Origin of the sequence: Erwinia aeris, from assembly GCF_041224955.1 — a bacterium.
GTDB classification, from domain to species: domain Bacteria; phylum Pseudomonadota; class Gammaproteobacteria; order Enterobacterales; family Enterobacteriaceae; genus Erwinia; species Erwinia aeris.
Genome location: NZ_JBGFFX010000006.1, coordinates 81935 through 93505, shown reverse-complemented (window position 1 = coordinate 93505; position 11571 = coordinate 81935). Strand labels below are relative to the sequence as shown.

The window sequence follows — 11571 nt, the reverse complement described above, 5'->3', positions numbered from 1 at the left end:
CAATGCGCTGTATTTTGTCCTGAAGTGTTGGTTTTATCCTGCCATCTAAAGGCACTAACTGGCGCGTCTACATAAAGCCGAACATAAAAAAGAACGTTAAGACGCGACCGTGCTAATTGCTACATTAACGCAGCCATTTACTAACACATTGCTATACTAGTTATTACTGGCCTGTTTACAAGAGCCTGCCGCTACCCATGCGCGCTTTTAGGATTAAGACTACCTTCAGCGCCATGCTAAACCATACCTTTCATCTTTATCCTCACGATAAATTCAGATTAGCTTTACTGTCACAGTCAGAATATTCCTGTCTGACTTTACTTCATTGCTTAAGTATCCCTTATTTCAACAGGCAGACCTATGCGAATATTCCTGAAAACCTTTTAATCAGATGCCAAATTTTGCGCGGGCAATTCCAGGAATGAGTGGCGATTTATTCGGCTGTTTATCGACCTTGCGGCGACTTTCAGGGGATTATTTGTTGAATCAGGCGACGTTCACTATCATCATGGCATTTCCTTAATCTGTATGAGTGAACTTCTGATGTTTGAATGGATCGTCGATCCGTCAATCTGGGCTGGCCTTGTCACCCTGATCGTGCTGGAACTGGTGCTGGGCATTGATAATCTTGTCTTCATCGCTATCCTGGCGGAAAAGCTGCCGCCCGCGCAGCGTGACCGCGCCCGCGTCACGGGCCTGATGCTGGCGCTGATTATGCGTCTGCTGCTGCTGGCCTCTATCTCCTGGCTCTCTTCACTGACCTCTGCCCTCTTCTCGGTTGGCGGACACGCCTTCAGCGCGCGCGATTTGATCATGCTGCTGGGCGGCGTTTTTCTGCTGTTTAAAGCGACAGTGGAGCTGAACGAACGGCTGGAAGGCAAAGATGAGGATGAAAATCCACAAAAGCGTGGGGCTAAATTCTGGCCAGTGGTAGCGCAAATTGTGGTGCTGGACGCAGTTTTTTCCCTGGATTCCGTGATCACGGCCGTAGGGATGGTGGACCATCTGGCCGTGATGATGGCGGCCGTTATTATCGCAATTTGCTTAATGTTGCTGGCCAGCAAGCCGCTGACGCGTTTTGTTAATCAACACCCGACGATCGTTATCCTCTGCCTGAGCTTCCTGCTGATGATTGGTTTCAGCCTGGTGGCGGACGGCTTTGGCTATCATATTCCTAAAGGCTACCTTTACGCCGCTATCGGTTTCTCGGTGATTATCGAAGCGCTGAATCAGCTGGCGCATTTCAACCGTCGCCGCTTCCTCTCTTCCAAAGCGCCCCTGCGTAAACGTACCGCCGAAGCCGTGCTGCGCCTGCTGCGCGGCAGCCACGAGCAGGCGGAGCTGGATGCGGAAACCTCTTCGCTGGTTGCCGACAGCAGCAGCCAGGCGATCTTTAACAAGCAGGAGCGCATGATGATTGCGCGCGTGCTTGGCATGGGGCAGCGCACGGTCAGCAGCATTATGACCTCCCGTCAGGATATCGCTTCTGTGGATCTCAGCGAGTCGCCGGCAGACATTATGGCGATGCTTGACCAGAACCAGCATACGCGGCTGGTGGTCACGGAAAACAGCGAGGATCCGCTCGGCGTGGTGCACGTTATTGACCTGCTGAAGCAGGCGCTGCACGGCGACAGTCTGGATATCCGCGCGCTGATCCGTCAGCCGCTGGTGTTCCCCGAGCAGCTGTCGCTGTTGCCGGCGCTGGAGCAGTTCCGCAATGCGCGCACGCATTTTGCCTTTGTGGTGGATGAGTTTGGGTCGGTAGAGGGCGTGGTCACGCTCAGCGACGTGATGGAAACCATCGCGGGCAACCTGCCTAACGAAGGCGAAGCTATCGATCCCCGCTACGATATCCAGCAAAACGCAGACGGCAGCTGGACGGCCAACGGGCATATGCCGCTGGACGATCTGATTATGTACGTGCCGCTGCCGCTGGATGAAAAAAGGGAGTATCACACGCTGGCGGGACTGCTGATGGAGCATATGCAGCGGGTGCCGCAGGAAGGCGAAGAGATCCAGATTAACGACTGCCTGTTCCGCACGCTTAAAGTAGAAAGCCACCGCGTGCAGAAAGTCCAAATTATCCCTCTGGTGACGGAAGAAGAAGACTGGTAACACCGGCGCTGATAAAGCGATGCTGCTTTATCAGCGCTGCCCATCAAAGGTCGTTAATCAGTTTCTGTACCGAACTGCTTTTGCCGCTTTGCGGATTTTTCTCCGACCACGCTTTCAGACGCTTCTTCGCTTCATCCTGTAGCTGCTGGCGCAGTACCTGATCGATTTGCAGCGAATAGTTCAGGCCATCCCACGGGCCGTAGATCCTTAACGGCACCGGCGTCTGCTGGAGCCGTCCAATCAGCTCGCTATCGCCCTGCCAGCCCTCGGTGACCGTTACGCCAAAGTTCATATCCGCCTGTTTGTCTGCCATATTCACCGTGCCCTTGCCGCTATAGTTAAGCATGGAGGCGCGTCCGTGCAGGTCGACGAAAGCCAGCAGCCCTTTTTGCAGCGACATCTTACCCGTGATTTGCTGGAAGTCGTTCTCCGGCCCGGCGGCGGCGTGAACGCGGCTGCTGCTACGCTCTACAGCGCGCTGGATCATACGCTGGAAGTTCAGTCCGGAGAGCAGCGCGTTGTTCAGGCTGATTTCGGCACTGCCCTGCCAGGCATGTTTAAAGGCGGGCACGCTCAGGCCCGCGCCGCTGAAGCTGCCGTTCAGCGTCAGATCGCCGCTCAGCGAAGCCGGCAGCTCAAACGCTTTAAGCAGCGGCGCCACGGCGATATTCTGCAAGGAAGGCGTCAGCGCGATCTGCGTCTGTGCATGGCGGAAATCGAGGCTGCCCGGCAGGGAAAACTGCCCGTTGCCCGTTTTGCCGGTCAGCGTCGCCAGCGTCACCAGGCCATTACTGCTGTTGCCCTGTAGCGTCACCCCGTCAAACGTCATACCGCGCCAGTTAAGCTTATCTGCCGACAGCGCCAGCTGTCCGTCCATCTGGTTAAACGGCGAGCTGGCGTTATCCTGCACGGGTTGAGCAATAACGGGCGCAGGGCCGCCGCGCTGAGTCTGGATATTTTGGCCTTCGCTGTTGACCTCGGTTTCCAGCCCTAACAACGGATCCAGATTCAGCACGGAGGCATGCAGATCCAGCGAGATTTGCGGGCGGTCGCCCAGCGTCCCGCTGGCGCTGCCGTTGAGCTGACTGTCGTTAAGGCTTAGCGCCAGATTTTTCAGGCTGAAAGCATCGCTGTCGCGCCACTCCGCCTGCAGGGTCGCCTGCCCTTTGACGCCTTCACGCGGCAGATCGGCCCCGCTCAGCTGGTAGTCCAGCTGGTTTACCGTTGCTGCAAGATGCTGTGGATAGTGGCTGAGATCCACATCCGCATTCAGATTCACCAACAGCTCACGCTGGTCACGGCTGACGCGGCTGCCAAATTCAATATGGGCATGGCGCTGCGCGTTCTGCGACAGCTGCAGGTTCAGATCGCGAACGTTAAGCTGCTCGCCGCTGTTCTGTTGCCAGATCAGCAGGCTGTCGGCAACCTGCAAATTATCGATATCAAAGGTCCAGCGCTGAGTCAGCGGCGGCGGCGGTGCGGTATCCGCCGGGCCCTGCGGCGCATTGGCCGGACGCTGCGCCGCGCTGTCGGGCGTCAGGCGCATCACCGCCCCTTTCAGCAGAACCTGTTTGACCGCCAGCTGATGAGAAAGCAAAGGAAGGAGCTTGACGTCAAGCCGCATATTGCTGGCGCTGACAAAAGGCTGCTGCGCGCCGGGCGCGGTCAGGGTCATCGGGCCGGAGAGAATGCTGAGCTGCGGCCAGACGTGCCAGCGCAAATCGCCGTTCAGCGCCAGCTGATAGCCGCTGCGCTGTTCGACCTGTCTGGCCATATAGGCGCGAAAATCATTGGGATTGACCAGCAAAACCAGCGCCGTCATGCCGGCCACGATAACCACCAGCAAAATGGCCAACGTGGTGATAAACCTTTTCATGCCTTCCCCTTATAGCTTCCACTTCCTGACGCATGCCGCTGGCTCAGGCCCTGCCCCGCCGCCGCTATACCTCGTCCTGATCTTTATCGATACGGCTGGCGTCCGCGCCCTGTTGCCCTTTGTATTTGGCATCCTGACGGCGGTTATAAGGACGAGCCGCCGGCCCGGAAAGCGGTTCAAAGCTCAGCGCGCCAATCAGCATCCCCGGCCGTAACGCCAGCGGCAGCTTACCAGAATTATAGAACTCCAGCACGATACGTCCCTGCCAGCCTGGATCGATACGGTGGGCGGTAACGTGCACCATCAGTCCCAGCCGGGCCAGCGATGAACGCCCGTCCAGCCAGCCGACCAGGTTATCAGGAAGGGTCACGGATTCAAACGTCACCGCCAGCGCCAGTTCGCCAGGGTGTAAAAAGAACGCTTCGCCTTCCGGCAGCACGATTTCGTCGCTCATCACGCGGTCAAGCGCCGCGCTGACCTCGTCTTTCGGGCCGCTGAGATCGATAAAGGCAGCGGTGTGGCCGCGGAAAGTGCGGAACTGATTGCCGAGGCGGACGTCAACGGTAGCGCCGTTAATACGCTCTACCGGCGGACGCGGAGAGATATCAAGCTGGCCGCTGTCGAGCCAGGCTTCTATATCACGGTCGCATAAACGCATGGACAGATACTCCCAAATTAATAACAGGCTGAGCGGCGGGAGCATGAGCGCTCCCTGCGCGGGCTACCCGGCTGGCCCTTTCGGCCGCCGGGGCAGGTTTACTCGAAGAACTGATTGATCTTCGCCTTCAGGATATCGATCGCGATGCGGTTTTTACCGCCGCGAGGCACGATAATGTCAGCGTACTGTTTGGAAGGTTCGATAAACTGCAGGAACATCGGACGCACGGTTTTCTGATACTGCGCCATCACGGAGTCCATTGAGCGGCCTCGTTCGTTGACGTCGCGCTTCATGCGGCGCATCAGGCAGATATCCAGCGGCGTATCCACGAAGATCGAAAAGTTCATTTCGGCGCGCAGCCGCGCGTCCGTCAGCAGCAGGATCCCTTCCAGAATAATGACTTTCTTCGGTTTCAGCTCAATAGTCTGCGCGGTACGGGTATGTTCTACATAGCTGTAAACCGGCAGATCGATCGCTTCCCCTGCTTTCAGCATCTGCAAATGCTGCAGCAGCAGGTTATGATCCATGGCGCTGGGGTGGTCATAGTTTGTTTTAACCCGTTCATCCATGGTCAGATGGCTTTGGTCTTTGTAATAAGCATCCTCAGGGATAACACCAATATTTTCATCGCCGACCCGATCGCGAACTTCACGATAGAGCGTACTGGCGATAAGACTTTTTCCCGAGGCAGATGCGCCGGCGATACCTACGATGACGCACTGATGCGACTTGTCAGTCATAAATTAAAGACCTGATTTGTGTCTGAGACAGATGGAGAGGATGAATTCGCGCGTAATTATAGGGATTTCGGGGTGTTGATGCCAGAAAAAACCGGCGGAAGGCTTTTAAGACTTTCCCGTTATACCTCTGCTGCCCCTCTCGCTAAACTGTTGGCTGTCAGATTCACAATGTCGGCCCGGCCGTTGCAGGCACCCTGTTGCAACAGCGTAGCGGGTTATCACAGCATAATAAGGAAACACCGTGTACTGGCGTACATTGCATTTTTTGACCTATTTTGGCGACAGCATGTTGCTTATTCCTACCGCTATCGTGATGGCCGGGCTGATTAGCTGGAAAAACAGCGATCGCCGCGCGGCCTGGTATTGGGCGCTGGCGTTCTGCACCGCCGGTGCCGTGGTCAGCCTCTCTAAAGTGGCTTTTATGGGCTTTGGCCTTGGCAGCGCGCACCTGAACTTTACCGGCTTCAGCGGCCATACCGCCATGTCGGCGACGCTGTGGCCGGTGATGCTGTGGCTGCTCAGCGGACGCCTGTCGGACAAGGGCCGCCTGTTTGCCGTTGGTATCGGCTACCTGATCCCCATCCTGGTCGGCGTCTCGCGGCTGCTGCTTAGCTACCACTCCACCAGCGAAGTGATTACCGGTCTGATCCTGGGCTTTACCCTGAGTACGGCTTTCCTGGTCAGCCAGCGGCGCGCCAGAGTGCAGGGCTTTTCCACGCTGCAGCTTTGCATTGCGCTCCTGCTGCCTCTGCTGCTGCTGAGCCACGGTCGTCTTGCCACCACGCAACAGTTTTTACAGCGTCTTTCCGTGCAGATTGCCGGCATTGACCATCCCTGGACACGCGACGATTTGCTGAAGCTTCGGCAGTAATTTCCCGTCCACCAGCGGCGCGCGGCGGTCAATCGCCCGAATAAAGCGATCTTTTGAATTAGCGCAGGCATTCAAAAACGAATGTGTTAGCATGCCTTAAGTTACCTGGTTCGAGCTGACCGTTCTCCGTTGCCTCGCTGGATTTTTATGACGACTGATACGTTTTCCCCCGCTGACCGCTCCTCTCTCCCCTGGCTCAGGGGAGCGATGTTTGGCGTGCTTTCCTTTGTCCTGACGCTGTTTTGTCTGGAACTGATTAAAGTCAGCATTCAAATCTCTTCGCTTTGGCTGCCCACCGCCCTGATGACCCTGCTGGTGTTCCACTATCCGCCGCGCAGGCTGCCGGGACTGCTGGGCGGCTGTATGGTCGGCATTATCGCCGCCAACGCGCTGATGGTAGGCACAGCCGTCGTCGTATTGACGTTTCCGCTAATCAATTTACTTCAGGCGCTGCTGGGCGGCGCGCTGTTGCGCAGGCTGCTGGACAGAGAAGCGCCGCTGGATTCGCTGCTCGGCTGGAGCAAGATGGTGGTATCGGTCGGCATCTTTACGCCGCTGCTCGGCGCACTGCTCGCCTGCTGGTCACTGAACTTTACCGGGCGGGCCAACTTCCACTTTTTTACCACCTGGGCGGTGTCGGAAACTATCGGGATGCTGGCGATCGGCCCGGTTTGCCTGCTATGGCGACCCGAAGAGCTGCGCAAATCCCTTAGCCAGCACGCGCTGGTGGAAACGTTATTGACGCTGATCGTGACGCTGGCGCTGAGCTACTGCGCGTTACGCTATCTGCCGTGGTCTTTTACCTTTGTGATGGTGGTGCTGTTCTACAGCGCCGTACGCCTGCCGCGCCTGTCTGCCTTTATTGTTTTCTTCGCCACGCTGCTGATGATGAGCCTGCTGCTGGCGCTAAACCAGCTGGTGCAATATACCAACGCGGTGACTATCGTGAACAGCGCGCCCTGGCTGCCGTTTTTGCTGGCGATCATTCCCAGCCATATTATGGCGCAGGTGATGCACTCGTTCCGGGAGGAAAAAAAGCATATCTCCCAGAGCGAGGCCAGATTCCGTCATGCCATGGAGTATTCGGTGATCGGCATGGCGCTGGTGTCGCCGGAAGGCCGCTTTCTACAGGTGAATCAATCGCTTTGTCGGCTGCTGGGCTACGCCCAAACCGAGCTGGTTACGATGACCTTTCAGATGCTGACGCACCCTGATGACCTGGCGGTTGATGAAAGCAAGTTTCACGAGCTGCTGGCAGGCGAGATCGAAACCTACAGTCATGAAAAACGCTATCTGCGTAAAGACGGGGGGATTGTTTGGGCGCTGCTGGCAACCTCGCTGGTGCGCGACAGCGAGCAGCGGCCGCTCTACTTTATTTCTCAAATTGAAGATATTTCCGACCTGAAGCAGACCGAAGCCGCCAACCGTCGCCTGATGCAACGTATTACGCTGGCTAATGAGGCGGGCGGCATCGGCGTCTGGGATCTGAGCCTGAAGACCGGCAAAATGAACTGGGACAAGCGCATGTTTCAGCTCTATGGGTTGAAGGAAGAAGGCCAGGCGACCTATCTGACGTGGGTTAACAGCCTGCTGCCTGCCGATCGTCAAATGGCCATCGACGCTTTTGATAAGGGCATCAAAGAATCCCTGCCGGTAGATATCGTGTTCCGTATCGCTACGGATGACGGCATCCGCTTTATTCACAGCCAGTCGACGCTGGTTTTTGGCGACGACGGCAACGTTGAAAGAATGCTTGGCATCAATCAGGACGTGACAGCGATGCGTCAGCTGACCGACGCGCTCTACCAGGAAAAAGAGCGAATGCACATTACGCTGGACGCCATCGGCGAGGCGGTGATCAGCACGGATGAAGAGATGCGGGTGACGTTTATGAACCCGGTAGCGGAAGTGATGAGCGGCTGGACGCAGGAAGAGGCGGCAGGAAAACGGCTCAGCGATCTGCTGCGCATCACTCACGGCAGCGACGGCCCGGAAATGGAAAACCTGCTGTTATGCGGGCTGCCGCACAGCAAATCGGTGCCGGAACTGGCCGAAGAGCTGGTGCTGCATACTCGTTCCGGCGACTGTTTTGATATTCACTACAGCATTACGCCGCTGAAAACGCTGGAAGGCGGCTATATCGGCAGCGTGATGGTGATCCAGGACGTCAGCGAATCGCGGGAGATGATGCGGCGGCTGAGCTACGGCGCCTCGCACGATATGCTGACCCGCCTGCCTAACCGCGTCAGCTTCGAGCAGCGTCTGAAACAGCTGCTGCACAGCGCCAGCCAGCAGCAGCGTCAGCACGCGCTGATCTTTATCGATCTCGATCGCTTTAAGGCGGTCAACGACAGCGCCGGTCATGCCGCCGGCGATGCGCTGCTGCGGGAGATATCGGGCCAGATGAAACAGCATTTGCGCAGCGGCGATTTTCTGGCGCGCCTGGGCGGCGATGAGTTTGGCGTGCTGCTGCCGGACTGCGCGCTTGGTGAGGCTCGCGATATCGCAGAGTGCCTGGTGGTGGCAGTAAATCATTATCCTTTTCTGTGGGAAGGCCAGCTGCACCGCATTGGCGCCAGCGCGGGCATCACCCAGCTCAGCAAGGACAACGCTCACGCCAGCGACGTGATGGCTCAGGCCGATCTGGCCTGCTACAACGCCAAGCACAACGGTCGCGGCCAGTTTTCCATTTATGAAGCAAAGCTGATAGATACGCTTAAACCCGTGCTGTCACAGCGCGAAAACGAACAAATTTTACCGCAGCAGCTCTCTTCTCAAGGCAATAACAGCAGCCCGCTGCGGTAGCCTTTGCTCGCCCTGGCACACAACCAGCGCCGCGCGCGTCAATTAAAGCTTACCCGGCGCTTGCTCTCCTGCCGCCCCTGGGCTAAAGTCGCCCCCTTTTTTTATTAGCGGAGGGAAGGAATGTTTATCGGCTTTGATTACGGGACGGCAAACTGCTCGGTCGCCATCATGAAAGAGGGCGTGCCCGCGCTGCTGCCGCTGGAAAACGGTTCCAGCCTGCTACCCTCAATGCTCTGCGCGCCGACGCGCGATACGGTCAGCGAATGGCTGTTTCGCCATCACCAGGTGCCAACGCCCGAAGCCGAAAATCAGGCGATTTTACGGCGCGCCATCGCGTTCAACCGTGAAGAAGATATCGAAGTCACGCCCGCCAGCGTGCAGTTCGGTCTGGCTTCGCTGGCGCAATATATGGCCGAGCCGGAAGATACCTGGTTCGTTAAATCGCCAAAATCCTTCCTGGGCGCGAGCGGCCTGAAGCCGCAGCAGGTCGCCTTCTTTGAAGATCTGGTGTGCGCGATGATGCTGCATATCCGCCAGCAGGCCGAAGCGCAGACGCAGGAAAGCATTACCCAGGCGGTGATTGGCCGTCCGGTCAACTTCCAGGGGCTGGGCGGCGAAGAAGCCAACCGCCAGGCGCAGGGCATCCTGGCGCGCGCCGCCAGCCGCGCCGGGTTTAAAGAAGTTGAGTTCCAGTTCGAGCCGGTCGCGGCCGGTCTGGAATTTGAAGCGACGCTGAAAAAAGAGACGCGCGTGCTGATTGTGGATATCGGCGGCGGTACCACCGACTGCTCCGTGCTGCTGATGGGCCCGCAATGGCACGACAGGGCCGAGCGACAGGAGAGCCTGCTGGGCCACAGCGGCTGCCGCGTCGGCGGTAACGACCTGGACATAATGCTGGCCTTTAAAGAGCTGATGCCGCTGCTGGGCAGCGGCGGCCAGACGCACAAAGGCATCGCGCTGCCTGCGCTGCCGTGGTGGAACGCTATCGCTATCAACGACGTGCCTGCGCAAAGCGACTTTTACGCCACGGCCAGCCGCAAACAGCTTCAGGATTTGATCCGCGACGCCCGCGAGCCGGAAAAAGTGCAGCGCCTGCTGAAAGTCTGGCAGCAGCGGCTGGGCTATCGCCTGGTGCGCGCGGCGGAAGAGAGCAAGATCGCCCTTTCCGATCGGCCTTCGGCCACCTCGACGCTGGATTTTATTGAGCAGTCGCTGGCGACCGATATCAGCGTGGACGCGCTGAAAAGCGCTATCGCCCAGCCGCTGGAGCGCATTCAGGAACAGGTAAAGCTGGCGCTGGACGGCAGCGGCACCCGACCGGACGTGATCTATCTGACGGGCGGCAGCGCCCGCTCGCCGGTGCTGCGCGAGGCGCTGCAAAAGCAGCTGCCGGACATCCCGCTCGCCAGCGGCGATGACTTCGGTTCCGTCACCGCCGGTCTGGCGCGCTGGGCGCAGGTGCTGTTTCGCTAATTAATAGCGGCTCGCTTCGGTAAGCTTGCGGATCGCTTCCTCGCTAAGCTGAAGACTGGCAGCCTTGCTCAGCTCTTCCAGCTGAGGAAGCGAGGTCACACTGACAATCGGCGCGGTGATGCCCGGACGGGCAATCTGCCACGCCAGCGCAACCTGCGTTGGCGTGGCCTGGCTCTCTTCCGCCACCTCGTCTAACGCTTTCAGGATGCGCAGGCCACGATCGTTCAGGTACTTCTCGACCACGCCTTCGCCGCGCTTGCTTTTATTCGCGTCAGCCTTGCTGCGATATTTGCCGCTTAAAAATCCGCTGGCCAGCGAATAGTAGTTGATCACGCCCAGACCATGTTCCCGTGCTACCTGCTCCAGGCCGCTTTCGTAACCCTGGCGGTCATAAAGATTGTATTCCGGCTGTAGCGTTTCATAGCGGGCCAGGCCCTGCTGTTTGCTGATGTTCAGCGCTTCCTGCAGCCTTTCCGCGCTGTAGTTAGAGGCGCCAATGGCCCGCACCTTGCCTTCTTTAATCAGCGCGTCGAAGGTCGCCAGCGTCTCCTGCAAAGGGGTGTCGCTGTCGTCGCGGTGCGCCTGATAGAGATCGATATAGTCGGTTTGCAAACGTTTTAGCGAGGCCTCTACCGCCTGGCGAATATAGGCGGGCGACAGGCCGGTTTTGCCTTCGCCCATCTCCATGCCGACCTTGGTGGCCAGCACGATTTGATTGCGCTTGCCGGTTTTCTTCAGCCAGTCGCCGATGATGGTTTCTGATTCGCCGCCCTCGTTGCCCGGCGCCCAGCGCGAATAGCAGTCGGCGGTATCAATAAAGAAGAGGCCTTTTTCCACCAGCGCGTCCAGCAGAGAAAAAGAAGTTTGCCGATCGACCGTCCAGCCGAAAACGTTGCCGCCAAAAGTCAGCGTGGGAACCTGAATACCGGTACGGCCCAGCTCGCGATGCGTTTGGATCATCTTTATACTCCTGTATTGGAAGGGTTTCTGAAGTGACTATTAGCGTAGCAAATATCCACACGAGCCGTTTGTT

General features: G+C 57.8%; 8 protein-coding genes. 4 read left to right on the top strand and 4 right to left on the bottom strand.

Going from position 1 to position 11571, the window contains the following annotated elements; all coding sequences use genetic code 11:
• The first annotated feature begins 543 nt into the window (after window positions 1-543).
• Window positions 544-2115: a TerC family protein gene (locus AB6T85_RS11565; protein ID WP_369895717.1), complete on the top strand. Its 1572-nt coding sequence runs from the start codon at window positions 544-546 to the stop codon at window positions 2113-2115.
• Between the two features lie 43 nt (window positions 2116-2158).
• Here AB6T85_RS11565 and asmA read toward each other — a convergent pair whose 3' ends face one another.
• The 3 genes from asmA to udk all read right to left on the bottom strand — a co-directional run bounded on the left by asmA (window position 2159) and on the right by udk (window position 5389).
• On the bottom strand, window positions 2159-3991 hold the full coding sequence (gene asmA / locus AB6T85_RS11560) for an outer membrane assembly protein AsmA (RefSeq protein ID WP_369895626.1): 1833 nt from the start codon (window positions 3989-3991) through the stop codon (window positions 2159-2161).
• A gap of 64 nt (window positions 3992-4055) precedes the next feature.
• On the bottom strand, window positions 4056-4649 hold the full coding sequence (gene dcd / locus AB6T85_RS11555; protein WP_369895716.1) for a dCTP deaminase: 594 nt from the start codon (window positions 4647-4649) through the stop codon (window positions 4056-4058).
• Window positions 4650-4747: 98 nt separating this feature from the next.
• On the bottom strand, window positions 4748-5389 hold the full coding sequence (udk, locus tag AB6T85_RS11550; protein WP_125288134.1) for a uridine kinase: 642 nt from the start codon (window positions 5387-5389) through the stop codon (window positions 4748-4750).
• Window positions 5390-5630: 241 nt separating this feature from the next.
• On the opposite strand from udk, the gene AB6T85_RS11545 reads away from it, so the two are divergent.
• The 3 genes from AB6T85_RS11545 (at window position 5631) to yegD (ending at window position 10538) form a co-directional block, all read left to right on the top strand.
• Window positions 5631-6260 (top strand): phosphatase PAP2 family protein, encoded by a 630-nt coding sequence (locus tag AB6T85_RS11545; RefSeq protein WP_253460046.1) that lies wholly within the window; start codon window positions 5631-5633, stop codon window positions 6258-6260.
• 147 nt (window positions 6261-6407) lie between these two features.
• Window positions 6408-9065: a diguanylate cyclase gene (locus AB6T85_RS11540; protein ID WP_301251115.1), complete on the top strand. Its 2658-nt coding sequence runs from the start codon at window positions 6408-6410 to the stop codon at window positions 9063-9065.
• Between the two features lie 120 nt (window positions 9066-9185).
• The gene (gene yegD, locus AB6T85_RS11535; RefSeq protein ID WP_253460040.1) at window positions 9186-10538 is read left to right on the top strand and encodes a molecular chaperone; all 1353 of its coding nucleotides are present in this window, start codon (window positions 9186-9188) and stop codon (window positions 10536-10538) included.
• On the opposite strand, the gene AB6T85_RS11530 is transcribed toward yegD, so the two are convergent.
• Complete coding sequence (locus AB6T85_RS11530; protein ID WP_369895623.1) at window positions 10539-11498, bottom strand: aldo/keto reductase; 960 nt, start codon at window positions 11496-11498, stop codon at window positions 10539-10541. It lies immediately after the preceding gene.
• Between the last annotated feature and the right edge of the window lie 73 nt (window positions 11499-11571).